The following is a 16,089-nucleotide window of genomic DNA, read 5'->3' on the forward strand; positions in this document are numbered from 1 at the left end:
CGGTGCTCAGGCCACGGGCGGCATGTGCCCGTAGCCGGTGACGGTCAGGAAGGTGATCGGGAGCTGCACCAGCTCCGACGGCCCGTGCGGGCCCTCGCCGTCGAAGATCAGCGAGTCGCCGGCGTGCATCTCGTACTGGGCGTCGCCGTGGACGTAGCGCATGACGCCGTCGAGCACGAACAGGAACTCGGTGCCCGGGTGCTGGAAGAGCGGGAAGACCTCGCTGGCCTCGGTGAGCGTGCACAGCAGGGGCTCGAGCCGCTTGTGCTGGCCGCGCAGCGCCCCGAGCATCCGGTAGACGTGCCCGACGTTGCTGCCGCGCCGGGAGATCTCGGCGCCGCGCCCGGCCGGGGTGTAGACCGCCTCGCGGTCCGAGTCGATGCCGCGGAACAGCGCGGTCACCGGGATCTCCAGCGCCGCCGCCAGCCGGGAGAGCACCGAGAGGCTGCAGGACGTCTGGGCGTTCTCGATCTTCGAGAGCATCGCCTTCGACATGCCGACGCGGCGCGCGAGGGACGTCATCGTCAGGCCCTTGGCGATCCGGTACTCCCGGGTCCGCGAGGCGATGACGTGCTCGAGCTCGCCGAGCCCCGGGGCCGCCGGTTCCTCCGGCACGGAGCCGGGTTCCGCCGCCTCGGGGTCGTCGGTCGCAGAGCTCACAGGTCGAGAGTAGTCCCCGCACCCGCAGAGGAAACGCCGTTCACCACCTCGTCGAGCAGCGCGGCGGCCCGTTCGCGGGACTCGTCCTGCCGACGATCGGTCTCGTCGAGCAGGGCGGTCCGGTCGATCCCGGCCGCGGCGAGCGCCTTCGGGTACTTCGCCGCCCAGGCCCCGGCGCTCTCCGGCGTGGCCTCCGGGTGGAACTGGACGCCGAGGTGCGGACCCTGGCGGAAGGCCTGCACGGCGGCGTCGGTCGACGCGAGCATCTCGGCGTCGGGCGGGCACGCGAACGCGTCGAGGTGCCACACGAGCCACGGCCCGGACCCGACGACGTCGGGCCGGCGGGTCTCGACGTCGAGCCACCCGATCTCCGGGCGCTCGAGCGTGCGGACGCTGGCGCCCAGGACGGTCGCGAGCATCTGCGCGCCGAAGCACACGCCGAGCACGGGGACGTCCGCCGCGACCGCCTCGGCGAGGAACGCCCGCTCGTGGTCGAGGTAGGCGACCGAGGAGTCGAGCGTCGAGTCGTCGGAGCCGAGGGACACGACCAGCGACCAGCGCGACGGGTCCGCCGGGCGGTCGCCGTGGCTCAGGTGGGCGACGTCCATCGGCAGCCCGAGCTCGCGCACACGGTCCCCGAGGTAGCCGGGTCCACAGTCGTCCTGGTGCTGCAGGAACAGCACCCGTCGGTCCTCGCTCATCGCTCCCGTTCCCCCGCGTTTGGCCGTGTCTCCTGTCAGGAGCCGCCGTCCACGCTAGGTCAACCCGGTTGCGCCCGGCAGCGTGGCGTCAACCACCGAGCTCGGCGCGCGGGCGGAACACCAGCTGCTCCCGGACCCGGCGGGCGTCGCCCGTCGAGCCGGTGCGGATCTCCCAGGTCCAGGCCATGCCCTCGTAGAGACCGGTCGTGTAGACCGTCCCGTCGCTCTCGGCGGTATAGAGCGGGCCCTGGACGACGTCGTCGACGACCCACGCCGCGCCCGGGTCGACGCGCGGTCCGAGCTCGGCGGTGTCCCGGTACCAGGCGGTCGCCGCGGCGGCGTCCGGCCACCGTGCGTAGAGCACCAGGGCGTCCGGGGCGACGTCCGGGTACTCGCACACGATCGCCTCGACCGGCACGGCGCCGCTGCGCGTCGTGAACTCGTCGAGCCCGCCCGCGGGTCCGCACGACGTCCCGCCGGCGCCCGGGAACACGGCGGCGAGGGCCGGCGGAGGGGCCGGCGGAGGGGCCGGGGTCCGCGTCGTGAGGACGACGGCCCCGACGCCGACGGCCAGCAGGAGCACGGCGAGGCCGGCGACGAGCGCGATCACCGTGCCCCGCGAGCGCGGCGGCGGTCCCGGCGGGCGGAGGTGTGGCGGGGGCGCCATCGGCGGGGGCGGCCACATCGCGGGCGGCGGCGCGCCGGGACCGGCCGGGCGGCCCTCGAGCGCGGCGACGGCGGCCTCGGCGAGCCCGCCCGCCGTGGCGAAGCGCCGGGACGGGTCCTTGGCCATGGCCGTCGCCACCACGGCGTCGAACGCCGGCGGGACGCCGGGCACGAGCGCGGAGAGCAGCGGCGGCGGCGCGTGGAGGTGCGCGTCCATGAGCGCCGGGCCCTCGCCGGGGAACGGCGGGCGCCCGGCGATCGCCTCGACCAGCAGGCAGCCCAGCGCGTACACGTCGATCCGGCGGTCCACGTCGCGGCGGACGAACACCTCGGGCGCCATGTAGGCGAGCGTCCCCATCGCCGTGCCCGTCCCCGTCAGCGTGGCGCCGTCCGCCGCGCCGTCGACCGCGCGCACGATCCCGAAGTCGACGAGGTAGACGAAGTCGCGGTCGCGCTGCTCGGCGACCAGCACGTTGGAGGGCTTCACGTCGCGGTGGACCAGCCCGCCCTCGTGCGCGGTGTCGAGGGCGTCGGCGACCTGCCGGACGATCTCCACCGCCCGCGCGGGCTCCAGCCGGCCGGTCCTGCGGATCACGGCCGCCAGGTCGTCGCCCGAGACCAGCCGCATGTCGATGTAGAGGCGGCCGTCGATCGTGCCGAAGTCGTGGATCGGGATGACGTGCGGCGAGGACAGGCGCGCGACGGTCCGCGACTCCCGCCGGAAGCGCTCGCGGTACGCGGCGTCGGCACCCAGGGCCGGGTGCAGGAGCTTGAGGGCGACGGTGCGCTCGCGCGCCGTGTCGAAGGCCCGGTAGACCTCGCCCATCCCGCCGCGCCCGATCCGCTCCTCGAGGCGGTAGGGCCCGAACGTCTCCGGCTGGGTCATCACGCAGAGTATGCGGGAGGCGGTCCTCCCGAGCCACGATGCTCCATGTGTATGCAAGACGGCCGGATTCGACGGCACAGCGGCCTCCGACGGCCGTCTCGCGTCCTTCGGGTATACAAGACTCTTGCGTTCATGACCCGGATCACTGCACGCTGAGCCCTCAGGAGCCCGCGCGCGGCGGGACGGGAGAGGCGGGGCCATGCGTCCGACCGAGCAGATCGCCCCCACGTCCGAACGGCCGCGGACCGGGCTCTCGCCGGGCCGCACCGCGTTCGCCTGCATGATCGGCACGCTGGTCGAGATCTACGACTTCATCCTCTACACGTTCGTCGCCGCGCTGGTGTTCGGGCCGCTGTTCTTCCCCGGCGCGCAGCCGTGGCTGGGGACGCTGGCCGCCCTGTCGAGCCACGCGGTCGCGTTCTTCGTGCGGCCGCTGGGCGCCTGGGTGTTCGGGCGGCTCGGTGACCGGTGGGGACGTCGCGGCGCGCTGGTCCTCTCGCTCTCCCTGATGGGCGTCGCGTCGGCGGGCGTCGGTCTGCTGCCCACCTACGCCGCCATCGGCATCGCCGCCCCGGTGCTCCTGGTGGTCCTGCGCCTGGTCCAGGGCCTCGCGGTGGGCGGTGAGTGGGGCGGCGCGGTCGCGGTCGCCGTCGAGCACGCGCCGCCGTCGCGCCGGGTCCTCTACGGCTCGCTCCCCCAGGTCGGCTCGGTGCTCGGTCTTGCGCTGGCGGCGGCGTCGCTGCTGGTCGTGGCCTCGGCGGTCGACGAGGAGACGTTCCTGGCCTGGGGCTGGCGGGTGCCGTTCCTCGCCGGGTTCGTGCTCGTCGCGCTCGGCATGTTCGTGCGGCTGCGCCTGGAGGAGACGCCGGACTTCAAGAAGACCCGTGACGAGGTCCCGGCGACCTTCGCCGCCACGATGCGCGAGGCCGGCCGGCCGATCCTCGCCGTCACGCTCGCCTGGCTCTCGATCATCGTCGTGGTCTACGCGCTGATGACCGGCCTGCTCGCCTACGCCAAGAGCTACGTCGAGGGCATCGACGCGCACGACGTCCAGGTCGGTCTCGTCCTCTGCGGCCTGCTGCTCGTGCCCTACACGATCGGCGCGGCGCTGCTGGCCAAGAAGGTGTCGCGCGAGCGCCTCGTCCTCGTCGCCGGGCTGTTCACGATCGTCTGGGCGTTCCCGGCGTTCGGGCTGGTCGCGACCGGGGAGCCGGCGCTGCTGTGGGTCGCGATGGCGATCGGCGTCATCCCCTACGGGCTCGGCAACGGCGCGCTCCCGTCGCTGATGAGCGACGCCTTCCCGGTGCGCCTGCGCTACACCGGCGTCGCGGTCTCGTTCGCCCTCGCCAACGTCATCGGCGGCGCGCTGCTGCCGCTGCCGGCGCTCGCGCTGGTGGCGACGTTCGGCGGCTCGTCGGTGCCGCTGGCGATCGCCCTGGTGCTCGGCGGGATCGCCTCGGTGGTCGGCGTCGCGATGCTGCGTCGCCTGCCCCGCTACCCGGCGGGCTCGCCCGGCCCGGAGCTGGCGGAGTCGTCGACGTCGGCGGAGTCCCGGTGAGGGATCCGCATGGCCTCCCGCGCCGCGAGGATGTGCGCGCGCATGAGGTGGCCCGCCCAGGGCGCGTTGCCCGCACGCAAGGCCTCGACCAGCTCGTGGTGGTGGGCGGCGCTGCGCACGAAGTCCTCGGGGCGGAAGGCGCTGTAGCGCGCCGCGACCGCGGGCACGTCGAGCAGGCCGTGGACCATCGCGTCGAGGCGGGGCCGGCCGGTGGCGGCGCTGACGGCGAGGTGGAACTCGCGGGCGTTCTCGGCGAAGGCGACGAGGTCGACGGTCGGCGCCGCGACCACGGCGTCGCCCTCGTCGCAGAGCCGCCCGAGCGTCGCCAGGTCGTCCGCGCCGATCGAGGCGGCGGCGAGCTCGGCGGCGTGCGACTCCAGGACGACGCGCAGGTCGAGGATCTCCTGCTGCATCTCGGGCCGCCAGCGGGCCACCCGCGCAGCGCGGCGCGGCGAGACCTCGACCAGCGACTCCCCCGCCAGACGCCCCAGCGCCTCGCGCACCGGCGTCCGGCTGACGCCCAGCCGCTCGGCCGACTCGACCTCGGGCAGCGGCGTCCCCGGGGGCAGCACCCCCTCGAGGATCTCGCGCCGCAGCCGGCGGTACGCCGTGTCCGCGCGGTTCACCGCCGCTCCACGGTGCGGAAGCCTAGCCACCCGACGACAGGAGCACGTGCATGACGGCGTACGCCGCCGACCCCGCCCCGTCGGCGATCCGGACCGGCGCCCTCGCCGGCGTCCGCGTCCTCGAGATGGGCCAGCTGCTCGCCGGCCCGTACTGCGCCCAGCTCATGGCCGACCACGGCGCCGACGTCGTCAAGATCGAGGACCCGCAGCGCGGCGACGTCATGCGCCAGTGGGGCCGCAAGGCCGGCGACCGCTCGCTGTGGTGGCCGATCGTCGCCCGCAACAAGCGGTCGGTGACCTGCGACCTGCGCACCCCCGAGGGCCGCGAGATCGCCCGGAAGCTGGCGGGCGAGGCCGACATCGTCGTCGAGAACTTCCGGCCCGGCACCCTCGAGCGCTGGGGGCTCGACCACGCGACGCTCGCCGCCGACCACCCCGGCCTGATCATGGTCCGGATCAGCGGCTACGGGCAGACCGGCCCCTACGCGCACCGCGCCGGCTACGCCTCGATCGGCGAGGCGATGGGCGGGCTGCGCCACCTCGTCGGCGAGCCCGACCGGCCGCCGGGGCGCTGCGGGATCTCGCTCGGCGACACGCTGACCGCGATGTTCGGCGCGCTCGGGGCGCTGGCGGCGCTCGAGCACCGCCGCCGCACCGGGGAGGGCCAGGTGGTCGACGCGTCGATCTACGAGTCGGTCCTCGCGGTCACCGAGTCGCTGATCCCGGAGTGGGTGCTCGCGGGCCACGAGCGCACCCGGACCGGGGCGACCCTGCCGGGCGTCGCGCCGAGCAACGTCTACCCCACCGGTGACGGCGGCAGCGTGCTCGTCGCGGCGAACATGGACACGGTGTTCCGCCGGCTGGCCACGGCGATGGGCCGCCCGGAGCTCGGCGACGACGAGCGCTTCGCCACCCATGCCGCGCGCGGCGCCCACGCCGAGGAGCTCGACGCCATCGTGGCCGCGTGGACGTCGACGCGGAGCGCCGACGACGTGCTCGCCCACCTCGAGGAGCACGGCGTCCCCGCCGGCCCGATCTACCGGGCCAAGGAGATGCTCGCCGACCCCCACTTCCGGGCCCGGGAGTCGATCCTGTCGATGGCCGACCCGCGCTTCGGCGAGTTCCCCATGCAGGGCGTGTTCCCGCGGCTGTCGGGCTCGCCCGGCGAGGTGGCCTGGCTGGGCCCGGAGCTCGGCGAGCACACCGACGAGGTGCTCACCGAGCGCCTCGGCTACACCCCCGAGGCCGTGCGCGACCTGCGCGCGGCCGACGTGATCTAGGAGTGGACCCCATGACCGACGAGTTCGACGCCGCCGGCTACTCCAGCCACGACATCGGGTTCGGCCGACGCGCCGCGATGCTGGTCGTCGACTTCCAGCGGGCGCTGACCGAGGGCGAGTTCGCGCTCGGCCGCAGCCCGTACGTGCGCGAGGCGGTCGAGCGCAGCGGCCGGCTGCTCGACCGCGCCCGGGCGCTCGGGGTCCCGGTGCTGCACACCGCCGTCGCCTTCGACGGCCCCGCCGACCTGGGGCGCTGGAAGATGCCCGAGCTCGGGGAGATCACGCCGGGGTCCGCGGGCGCGGAGATCGACCCGAAGGTCTGGCACCCGACGGACGAGCTGGTGATCAAGAAGGCGCCGTCGGCGTTCTTCGGCACGCCGGTCGCCTCGATCCTGCGGTACTGGGACGTCGATACCGTCGTCGTCCTCGGCTGCATGACCTCGGGCTGCATCCGGGCCTCGATCGTCGACGCGTTCTCCCACGGGCTCCGCACGATCGTGGTCGGCGAGTGCTGCGGCGACCAGCAGCAGGAGGCGCACCGGGCCAACCTCGCCGACGTGGGCCGCCGCTACGCGGACGTCGTCGACGTCGACGCGGCGATCGCCGGGCTCGAGGCGATCGCCGGTGCCTGAGCTGACCGTCGACGGGCGCCGCCTGCACTTCGAGGTCCACGGCGCGGGGCAGGACCGGCCGCGCATGGTGGCGATGGGCGGCTGGGGCACCTACTGCCACGGACGCCTCGGCGACCTCCCCCGCGCCGCCGTCGCCGACTTCGAGGTCGTCGTCTTCGACTACCGCGGCCTCGGCGAGAGCGACGACCACCCGGACGCCGAGGCCTCCACCCGGTCGTACGCCGACGACGTCGCCGCGCTGCTCGACCACCTCGGGTGGAGCGAGGCGCACGTGCTCGGCATGGTCGGGATGGGCGCCTGCATCGGCCAGGAGCTCGCGATCCGGCGCCCGGACCTCGTGCGCTCCCTGTTCATGACCGGCTCGTGGGCCTGGGCCGACCCGGCGCTCGCCGACCAGCTGACCATGCTGCGCCGCGTGCACCAGGAGCTCGGTTTCGCGGCGTTCCAGATGCTCTGCGCGTCGCTGAGCTTCGCGCCGGCGTTCTACGGCCGCCACCGCGACCGGCTGCTGGGCCCGGACGGCGCCTGGGGGGACCTCGCCGGGAAGGCCGACGCGCACGGCCGGCTGGTCGAGGCGTGCCTGGGCCACGACACCCGCGACCGGCTCGGCGGGATCCGCGTCCCGAGCTTCGTGCTGCACGCCGGCCGCGACCCGATCACCACCGTCGACCACACCGGGCTGCTCGCCGAGCTGCTGCCCGACGGCCGCGACGAGACGTGGTGGGACGCCGCGCACGTCATCGCGGGCAAGGAGCAGAAGATGCGCCTCGACGCCCTGCTGCGCTCGTTCTACGCGGAGGTGGACACGACCGTGGCGGCCTGACTACGCAGTTCTGCGCATTCCCCGCCCGGGCGGACCCCTGGGAGCTTGGGGCGATGCCCGACCTCGTGGTCTGTTGCGACGGCACCTGGCAGGACCGCGCCGACCACACCAACGTCGTCGGTCTGTTCGACCGGCTGGACCTCCCCGCCGACCGCAAGACGTACGTGCGGGGCGTCGGGAACGGCGGCGTCGTCGACCAGGTCCGCGGGGGTCTCACCGGCTGGGGCCTCGACCGTGACCTGCGGGCGGGGTACCGGTTCCTCGTCGAGACGTTCCGGCCGGGCGACCGCATCAGCGTCTTCGGGTTCAGCCGGGGCGCGTACCTGGCGCGGAGCCTGGCCGGGATGGTCGGTGCCGTCGGGATCGTCGACCGCACGGATCTCGGGGCCACGGCCCTCGAGGCGGCGGTGGCGGCCGCCCACGGGCGGTACGAGACGCACAAGGCCGAGGGCCGCGCGGACCGGCGCGCCGGCCGGATCCGTCGGGGTTCCGCGGTCGACGACGCGGTCCCGCTCGCCTACGACCCCCGCTCGCCCGACATCCCGGTGGTCTTCGTGGGCGTCTGGGACACCGTCGGCGCGCTGGGCATCCCGCGCCACCTCGCGCTCCCGGATCCGTTCGGGTCCCGCCGGCGCTACGAGTTCCTCGACGTCGTCCTCGATCCCCGCATCCCGCACGCCCGCCACGCGGTGTCGCTGGACGAGATGCGCGGGCCGTTCCGGCCGACGCTGTGGGGGGACGCGGCGGAGGGGCAGGACGTCGCCCAGGTCTGGTTCCCCGGCGACCACCGCGACGTCGGCGGCGGTCACCCCGACGACCGCCGGCTCAGCGACGGCCCGCTCGGCTGGATGATCGAGGAGGCCCGCACCGCGGTCGGGCTGCGGTTCACCGGCGCGCCGTTCGACCCCGACCCGGTCAACGGCACGCTGCACGAGATGCCCGACGGGCCCCTCGGCGCGCTCGAGGAGATCGCCTTCCAGCCCCGGCCCCGGGCCGCGCCGCCCGTGGAGGCCGACCGCCGGCTGCCCGCCGTCGACGCCTCCGCCTACACCCGCCAGCTGGCCTTCGCCGACGACCCGCCCGACCTGCGGTACCGCCCGACGCGACGCCTCGCGCCGGGCGAGGACGTCCCGGTGCGGCTCGCGGCGGACCGGAGCTGGAACGCCACCGGCCTGTACCTCGAGCCGGGCACCTACCGCTTCACGGCCGACGGTCGCTGGGGCACCCCGCTCGGGGGCGGCGGGCCCGCCGGCGCCGCCCGCTGGCCGCTGGTGGGCGACGGCGTCGGGCGCGTGGTGGGGCTGGCGGAGGGGGCGCTGCGGCTGGTCACCGGCAACCCGGACGCCGACCTCGTCGGTGCCCGGCGCCGGGCCGACGTCCCGCTGATGGCGCTCGTCGGGCTCGTCGCGAACGAGGTCACCGACGACGCGGGCGAGGTCGTCGCGCCCGACGAGGAGTTCGTCGTCGGCGACGCGCTCGATCGCCGGGTGCAGCGCGCCGGCCATCTCTGGGCGTACGGCAACGACGCCTGGGGCTCCTACGGCAACAACCAGGGAACCGTCGTGCTGACCGTGCACCGGCTCGCCTGAACGACTCGAGGAGGGACCGACGATGGACCCAGCGGGGCACGGGGAGACGCTCGAGGCGCTCACCGCGGCCTTCAACGCCCACGACCTGGACGCGATCATGGCGTTCTTCGCCGACGACTGCTCCCTCGACATGCCGCGGGGTCCGGACCCCTGGGGGCGGCGCCTGGTCGGCCGGGCGGCCGTGCGCGAGGGCCTGGCGAGCCGGTTCGCGGGACTGCCCGACGCCCACTACGGCGAGGACCGACACTGGGTCTGCGGCGACCTGGGCGTCTCGGAGTGGCTGCTCACCGGCACCACGCCCGACGGGGACGAGGTGCGCGTCCGGGGCTGCGACCACTGGGAGTTCCGCGACGGGAAGGTCGTGCGCAAGGACTCGTACTGGAAGATCGTCGACCGTCGGTAGGTCAGGAGTCCTCGCGCTCCGCGACGTTGCGGGGGCGCCCGAGCAGCTGGCGGCGGACGTTGACCACCAGCTGCACGGTCGCGACGACGGCCAGCAGGGTCCAGAGGCCGGCGGCGACGGTGACCGTCGTGCCGGCGACCGACGGCACGACCCCGGCCCCGAGGAGCGCGACGCCGCCGATCACCAGGCGCGCCGGGCGCTCCGGGAAGCTCACGAGGCCGACGCCGCCGACGCCCTCCGCGGCCGCGCCGCCCCGGATCGCCTCGTCGAGCACGGTGAGCACCGCGGCCACGGCGCACAGCGGGCCCGGCGCCCCGAGTGCCCAGAGCCCGGCGACCATGCTGAGGTCGCCGACGCGGTCGACGAGCTGGTCCACGACCCGGCCCCAGCCGGTGGCGGAGTCCGTCAGCTCGGCGACCGCCCCGTCGACGCCGTCGAGCAGGGCGAGGACCACGACCAGCGCGGCCGCGAGCACCGGCCAGCGCCCACCGAGCGCGGCGACGGCACCGACGGCGACCGCGACGACGCCGCCGAGCAGGGTCACGCGGGTCGGCGGGACCCCGCGGCGGGCCAGCGGGGCGCCGAGCCGGTGCGCGATGCGCAACCAGAGCATGGTCGACGGGGACGACCGGGCGTCGTAGCCGCCGTGGGCCCGCGACCAGCGGTCGACGTAGCCCTCGAGGTCATCGACGTCCACCCGCATCACCCCGCGAGCACTGTAGTCGTCACGACCCGGACAACAGGAGGTCCGCGACCACGGGGTCGTGGTCGCTCGCCCCGGTCCCCCGCACGATCCGCGAGCCCTCGACCTCCCACCGGCCCCGCTCGGCGAGGATCCAGTCGAGGCGCAGCGGGCCCCGGTGGAACCGGCGCACCACCGCGGCGCGGACCGTGCCGAACCCGTGGAAGGTCTCCTCGTCCTGGAGGCACGTGTCGTCGTACCCGTGCCCGAGCAGCGCGCGGTACGGCGGCGAGCCGGGCGGGCAGTTGAAGTCGCCGGTCACGACCGTCGGCGCCCCGTCGTCGAGGCGGCGCAGGAACAGCCGGACGCTCTCCTCCCGCGCGCGGGAGCTCCAGTGGTCGAGGTGGACGTTGACGTGGCGGAACGTCGCGCCGGTGCCGCGCACCGCGAACGTCGCCCAGTTCAGGGCCCGGGCATTGCGCGTGCCCCAGGAGGCCGACGGCACGTCGGGGGTGGCGCTGAGCCAGAAGCCGCCGTGGTCGAGCAGCTCGAGGCGGTCGGGCGCGTACAGGATCGCGTTGTGCTCCGGTCGCCGGCGCGTGCCCGCGGCGGGGCCGAGCACGAGGCCGTGGTCGGGCAGCTCGCGGCGGTAGGTGGCCAGCGCGGCGCGCTGGAGCTCCTGCACGCCGAGGACGTCGGGCGCCTGCTCGCGGACCGTCGCGACGTTGCGTGCCGCCCGCCGCGGCCAGCGGTGGCGCCCGTCCACGGGCGTCGTGAAGCCGCGGACATTGAACGTCATCACCCGCAGGCGCGTGGAGTCTCCGATCGCGCCATTCAATAGGTCCGCTGGAGCCGGGCGCGCAGCGGGCGCCCGTCGGGGTCGAGCACCATCCGGTAGGCGGGGCCGGTGATCCAGCGTCGCCGCAGGGTGATCTCGACCTGCTCGTGCACGGGGGTGTGGCGTCGCAGCCGGCCGGGCGGTCGCACGCCCTCGCCGCCACCGGCGTGCCAGGCGTCGAGCGCCGCCGACCGGGCGCGGACGACGTCGGCGGCGTGGTCGGGGTCGAGGATCTCGTCGTCCCCGGTCAGACCCAGGTGCTCGCGCATCAGCTCGAGACGCAGGCGCCGGGCGAAGCCACGGGCACCGTCACCGAGGCCGCCGGGGTCGGCGGGTGCCCGGCCGTCGCGCTCCTGGTCGAGGATCGCGCAGACCAGCTCGGAGTCGTGGGTCCAGGACCGGGTGTTGAAGTTGTTGCTGCCGACGGTGCACCAGACGTCGTCGATCACGCAGACCTTGGCGTGCACGTACACCGGGCTCGCCTCGTCGTTCTCGACGTCGAGGATCTGGACGCGCTCGCCGCCGGCCTCGTGCACCATCGCCATCGCCTCGGCCTGCCCGATCATCGCAGGATTCGGCCCGGCGTCGTGGTGCGGGCGCGGCACGACGGCGACGAGGTGCAGGTCGGGCGCGCGGCGCAGGGCCGCGGCGAACACGCGGGCGACGTCCGCGGACCACAGGTACTGGTCCTCGACGTACACGAGCCGCTGCGCGCGCCCCAGCGCCTTGATGAACGCGCGGGCGACGCTGCGCTCGCCCCACGGCGCGAACGGGGTCGGCGGTGTCCGGCGGGGGTACGTGCGCAGGACCTGGACCGCGCACGACCCGGTCGCGGGCGGGTCCGGCGTCGGCGGCGGCAGCGCGGACCCGTGCCGGGGCAGGCGGTGCACGAGGTCGGGGACCACGTGCCAGGGCAGCCGGACCAGCGGCGTCGGGTCGACCCAGCGCTCGAAGAACACCTCGTGGAGATCCCGGACGACGGGCCCGCGCAGCTCGAGCTGGGCGTCGTGGCGGGGGTCGCGGTCGTAGGAGTCGGCGGCCGCCGTGGACTGCGGGTCGCCGAGGTGGACGATGTCGTCGCGCGCACCGCGGACGAGGTCGATGCCGCCGACGAAGGCGACGTCGTCGTGCGGGTCGGTGTCGTGGCGGATCACGACGAGCTTCTGGTGGTGGCTGCCGAGCGGACGGATGCGCTGGTCGAGCAGCACCTCGGCGCCGACCGCCTGCAGGTCCGCGACGAGGCGCCGGTTCTGGGCGACGTGGTAGCCGAACATCGTCAGGTGCGAGCGCCACAGCAGCCCGCACACCCGCGCCCCGCAGCGCGCCGCGTCCGCGAGCGCCTGGGAGACGGTCGGGCCCTGGTCGCCGAGCTGCTGGTCGCCGTCGCCGCGCCAGCCGAGGAAGAGCACCTGGTCGCCCGGCCCGGTGGTGGCGAGGCGGGCGGCGAGGACCCGGTAGTAGGCGCTGCCGTGCACGCGCAGGCGCACGTCGTTGCCCTCGGTCCACGGGCGCAGCCGCGTCGCGGGGTTGCCGCGCTGGGACTCGGTGAGGAACCAGTCGTCGATCCGCGGCTCCCGCTCGGTGTTCTCGAGGCCCAGGACCGTGCGCAGCCCCGGCAGCAGCTCCTCGCCGTTGGGGGCCTCGACGACCGGCGGCCCGTCGCCGTCGGTGCTGGTCGACGCGTCCGCGACGCCCAGGAGCCGGCGCATCGCGATCGCCGCGACGCGTCCGGGGTGGTCGCGGGCGAAGCCCTCGAAGAGCTGCGGGTCGTGGCCGGCGTCGTCGCCGACGAGCACCCAGGACGTGTCGGGGTGCTCCGCGGCGAGCCGGTCGAGCGTGGCGCGCTTGCGCTCGAGGCCGGCGCCGAACAGCCAGCCCGAGAACAGGGACTGCCCCGCCATCAGCAACGTGCCGCCGGGGTACTGGTCGTGGCGCAGCGCGGCTCGCAACGGGCGGGCCAGCCGGAACGGCAGCGCGGTCAGGAAGTACACGTCGGCGGGCGGCTCGCCGTCGGCGAGGACCCCGAGCACGCGCTGCATGCCCAGCAGCGAGCGACGGTCGCGCGAGCCGCGGGCGACGAGGGCGTGCAGCCGCCCCCACTGGCGGCGCAGCGGGGCGATGCGCAGCACCCCGTCGACGTCGTAGACGACCCCGAGCTGCCGCAGTCCCCCGGTCGTCACGCTTCGCATCGTGGCGGCTGGGCCGATCGGGGACAAGCGGCCGTGTGGTGTCGGACCCCGGTGCCATCATCGGCGCATGACGAGCTGGCGGGACGTCGAAGCCGGGGCGCCGGAGTTCGCAGCGCGGGTCCGCGCGCTGTTCGACGCGCACCGGCACAAGACCATCGCGACGCTGCGCGCCGACGGGTCGCCGCGGATCTCCGGCATCGAGACGGCGTTCGACGACGGCGAGCTGACCTTCGGCTCGATGTCCGGCGCGCGCAAGGGCGCCGACCTGCGTCGCGATCCCCGGTTCGCCCTGCACAGCGCCACCGTCGACCCGGTCGACGGCCAGGAGGCGCAGTGGCCGGGCGAGGCCAAGATCGCCGGGCGGGCGATCGCGTCCGGGGAGATCACCGAGGGCCCGAGCGGCGACCTCTTCCGCGCCGACGTCGCCGAGGTCGTCCACACCCACCTGAACCCGCAGGCGACGCTCCTCGTCGTCGAGTGGTGGACGCCGGCGCAGGGCCACCGCACCGTCGAGCGGGAGTAGCGCTCTCAGGTCTCCCGGCGGCGGCGCCCGGCCAGCGCGACGAGGAAGAGGACCGTCCCGACGACGACGAAGCACGCCGCGAGCAACCAGATCTCGAGCGACTGCTGGGTGAGCAGCACGACGCTCGCGATGATCGCGAGCACCGGGACGACGGCGGGCACGCGGAAGTGCTCGTGCTCCACGCGGTCCTTCTTGAGCACCAGGCACGAGACGTTCGTGGAGATGAAGACGAACAGCAGCAGGAGGACCGTGGTGTCGGCCAGGGTGCTGATGGTGGCGACGAAGCTCATCCCGATCGTGGCGGCGCCGACGACGAGGATCGCGACCCAGGGCGTCCGCCGCCGCGGCGCGACCCGGCCGAAGACCGCCGGCAGCAGGCCGACCTCGGCGAGCCCGTAGGCCGCCCGGCTGGCCATCACCATGAACAGCAGCGCCCCGTTGGCGATCGCGACGAGCGCGATGACGGAGAACAGCCAGTCGGGGATCGGCAGCCCCGAGGCGGTGACCACCTCGAGCAGCGGGCCGGTGGACTCGGCCATCACCCGCGGGTCGACCACGATCGCGGACCCGAGCGCGATCAGCAGGTAGACGAGGCCGGCGGTGCCGACCGCCCCGAAGAGCGCCCGCGGGTAGGCCCGGCTGGGCGCCTTGACCTCCTCGGCCATGTTCGCCGCGGCCTCGAAGCCCAGGAACGAGAAGAACGCGACCACCGACGCGGCGAAGGCGCCGACGAGGATCGGCTGGTCGGGCGACGGGGTGAGCACGCGCGACAGGTCGCCGCCCCCGCTGCCCAGCACGATGGCCGCGAGGGCGATCACCAGCACCAGGCCGCTGGTCTCGATGACCGTCGCGACCGTGTTGGCCGCCAGCGACTCGCGGACACCGCGGAGGTTGATCCCGATGAGCAGCAGCAGGAAGACGACGGTGACCGGCGCGGCCGGGAGCTCGACCAGCGTCGTGAAGTAGTCCCCGGAGAAGGCGCTGGCCAGCAGGGCGGCGGTGACGATGCCGGCCGAGAGCATGAAGAACCCGACGAGGAAGGTCAGGAACGGCGTCGGCGCCGCGCGCTCCGCGTACCGCGCGGCGCCGCCGGCGTGCGGATACTTGCTGATCATCTCCGCGTAGGTCCCGGCGGTCAGGAAGGCCACCGCGAGCGCGATCACCAGCGGCAGCCACAGCATGCCGCCGACGTCCGCGGCCATGGTGCCGACCAGGGTGTAGATCCCGGCGCCGAGCGTGTCGCCGACGATGAAGAAGAACAGCAGGACCGTGCCGACGGTGCGTGCCAGCCTGGTGCCGGACGCCGTGTCCGGCTCGCTCGTCTGCCCGGTCTCCGCCATCGAGCCATCGTCCGTGACGGCCCGCGGTTCCGCGCTCCGTGAGCGCCCGGTTACTCCTCCTCGCCCGGGATCCCGACGTCGGGCACCTGGTTGCGGCCGATCACGAGCAGGGCCTCGGCGGTGCCGTCGAGGGCCCGGTACATGTGTGGCCCGTCGGCGGTGAAACGGATGAAGTCCCCGGGGCCGAGCGTCTTCGGGTCGTCGACCGGTCCGGCCGACACCGTCCCGGACAGGACGTAGAGGCTCTCCACGCTCGAGGCCTCGTGACCGTCGTCGGAGTAGCCCTCCTCGCTGAGGACCGCGACGAACACGTAGACGAGGTTCGGCCCGTAGATGGTGGCGAGCGGACGGATGCGCAGGGTGCCCAGCGGGTGCCAGCTCGCCTCGGCCCGTCGCCGGACGTCGGCGACGACACGGCGGGCCCCGTCCGACACCAGATCCGTGATCGTCACCCCCAGCGCGTCCGCCAGCGACTGGAGCGTCTCGACGGTCGGGTTCGCCTTCCCGATCTCGATCGACAGCACGGTCGCCTTGCTGATGCCTGCCTTGCGCGCCAGCTCGGACGCCGACATCCGTCGCTCGCTGCGCAGCATCCCGACGTTGCGCCCCACGACGGCGTTCGCACCGGACATGGCGGCCATCGTCGCAGGACGACGGCGACGATCGGCGCGCACGGACTCTTGCCCACGGGAA

At 74.7% G+C, this 16,089-nt stretch carries 16 protein-coding genes; 7 read left to right on the top strand and 9 right to left on the bottom strand.

The genetic code is table 11. The features are described from left to right. Positions 1-6 precede the first annotated feature (6 nt). The 3 genes from EV188_RS24360 to EV188_RS24370 all read right to left on the bottom strand — a co-directional run bounded on the left by EV188_RS24360 (position 7) and on the right by EV188_RS24370 (position 2,913). Positions 7-660 carry a helix-turn-helix domain-containing protein gene (locus EV188_RS24360; RefSeq protein WP_243741968.1) on the bottom strand — a complete coding sequence of 218 codons (654 nt, stop codon included), beginning with the start codon at positions 658-660 and terminating at the stop codon, positions 7-9. Then, a complete protein-coding gene (locus tag EV188_RS24365) occupies positions 657-1,361 on the bottom strand; it encodes a type 1 glutamine amidotransferase (protein WP_133828922.1) in 705 nt (234 codons plus the stop codon). The genes EV188_RS24360 and EV188_RS24365 overlap by 4 nt, the downstream gene beginning before the upstream one ends. A gap of 88 nt (positions 1,362-1,449) precedes the next feature. Continuing rightward, entirely contained in the window at positions 1,450-2,913 is a 1,464-nt protein-coding gene (locus tag EV188_RS24370) for a serine/threonine-protein kinase (RefSeq protein ID WP_133828923.1), read from the bottom strand. Positions 2,914-3,112: 199 nt separating this feature from the next. Between EV188_RS24370 and EV188_RS24375 the strand changes: the two genes are divergently transcribed. Next, positions 3,113-4,471 (top strand): MFS transporter, encoded by a 1,359-nt coding sequence (locus EV188_RS24375; protein ID WP_133828924.1) that lies wholly within the window; start codon positions 3,113-3,115, stop codon positions 4,469-4,471. Here the strand turns inward: EV188_RS24375 and EV188_RS24380 are convergent. Beyond that, positions 4,408-5,097, bottom strand: a complete 690-nt coding sequence (locus tag EV188_RS24380; RefSeq protein WP_166660046.1) for a GntR family transcriptional regulator — start codon at positions 5,095-5,097, stop codon at positions 4,408-4,410. The two genes, EV188_RS24375 and EV188_RS24380, sit on opposite strands and share 64 nt — an antisense overlap. Positions 5,098-5,147: 50 nt before the next feature. Between EV188_RS24380 and EV188_RS24385 the strand changes: the two genes are divergently transcribed. The 5 genes from EV188_RS24385 to EV188_RS24405 are packed head-to-tail and all read left to right on the top strand — an operon-like array spanning position 5,148 to position 9,824. Next, entirely contained in the window at positions 5,148-6,377 is a 1,230-nt protein-coding gene (locus EV188_RS24385; protein ID WP_133828926.1) for a CaiB/BaiF CoA transferase family protein, read from the top strand. 11 nt (positions 6,378-6,388) lie between these two features. Beyond that, on the top strand, positions 6,389-7,009 hold the full coding sequence (locus EV188_RS24390; RefSeq protein ID WP_133828927.1) for an isochorismatase family protein: 621 nt from the start codon (positions 6,389-6,391) through the stop codon (positions 7,007-7,009). After that, positions 7,002-7,832 carry an alpha/beta fold hydrolase gene (locus tag EV188_RS24395; protein ID WP_133828928.1) on the top strand — a complete coding sequence of 277 codons (831 nt, stop codon included), beginning with the start codon at positions 7,002-7,004 and terminating at the stop codon, positions 7,830-7,832. The genes EV188_RS24390 and EV188_RS24395 overlap by 8 nt, the downstream gene beginning before the upstream one ends. A gap of 53 nt (positions 7,833-7,885) precedes the next feature. After that, on the top strand, positions 7,886-9,421 hold the full coding sequence (locus tag EV188_RS24400; protein ID WP_133828929.1) for a T6SS phospholipase effector Tle1-like catalytic domain-containing protein: 1,536 nt from the start codon (positions 7,886-7,888) through the stop codon (positions 9,419-9,421). 22 nt (positions 9,422-9,443) lie between these two features. Further along, a complete protein-coding gene (locus EV188_RS24405; RefSeq protein ID WP_133828930.1) occupies positions 9,444-9,824 on the top strand; it encodes a nuclear transport factor 2 family protein in 381 nt (126 codons plus the stop codon). Position 9,825: 1 nt separating this feature from the next. Here EV188_RS24405 and EV188_RS24410 read toward each other — a convergent pair whose 3' ends face one another. From EV188_RS24410 to EV188_RS24420, 3 genes are read right to left on the bottom strand one after another with little or no spacing between them, the layout of a single operon-like run. After that, on the bottom strand, positions 9,826-10,521 hold the full coding sequence (locus tag EV188_RS24410; RefSeq protein ID WP_166660047.1) for a CDP-alcohol phosphatidyltransferase family protein: 696 nt from the start codon (positions 10,519-10,521) through the stop codon (positions 9,826-9,828). Positions 10,522-10,549: 28 nt separating this feature from the next. Beyond that, positions 10,550-11,305, bottom strand: a complete 756-nt coding sequence (locus tag EV188_RS24415) for an endonuclease/exonuclease/phosphatase family protein (protein ID WP_133828932.1) — start codon at positions 11,303-11,305, stop codon at positions 10,550-10,552. A gap of 35 nt (positions 11,306-11,340) precedes the next feature. Further along, positions 11,341-13,524, bottom strand: coding sequence for a phosphatase domain-containing protein (locus EV188_RS24420; RefSeq protein WP_208114362.1), 2,184 nt, complete (start codon positions 13,522-13,524; stop codon positions 11,341-11,343). A 76-nt stretch (positions 13,525-13,600) separates the two neighbouring features. Here EV188_RS24420 and EV188_RS24425 point away from each other — a divergent pair, with 76 nt between their 5' ends. Continuing rightward, entirely contained in the window at positions 13,601-14,056 is a 456-nt protein-coding gene (locus EV188_RS24425; protein WP_133828934.1) for a pyridoxamine 5'-phosphate oxidase family protein, read from the top strand. 5 nt (positions 14,057-14,061) lie between these two features. On the opposite strand, the gene EV188_RS24430 is transcribed toward EV188_RS24425, so the two are convergent. Continuing rightward, a complete protein-coding gene (locus EV188_RS24430) occupies positions 14,062-15,396 on the bottom strand; it encodes an APC family permease (RefSeq protein WP_133828935.1) in 1,335 nt (444 codons plus the stop codon). A gap of 50 nt (positions 15,397-15,446) precedes the next feature. Further along, positions 15,447-16,028, bottom strand: coding sequence for a helix-turn-helix domain-containing protein (locus EV188_RS24435; RefSeq protein ID WP_166660048.1), 582 nt, complete (start codon positions 16,026-16,028; stop codon positions 15,447-15,449). Positions 16,029-16,089: the final 61 nt, after the last annotated feature.

Source organism: Actinomycetospora succinea (assembly GCF_004363095.1).
GTDB classification, from domain to species: Bacteria; Actinomycetota; Actinomycetes; order Mycobacteriales; family Pseudonocardiaceae; genus Actinomycetospora; species Actinomycetospora succinea.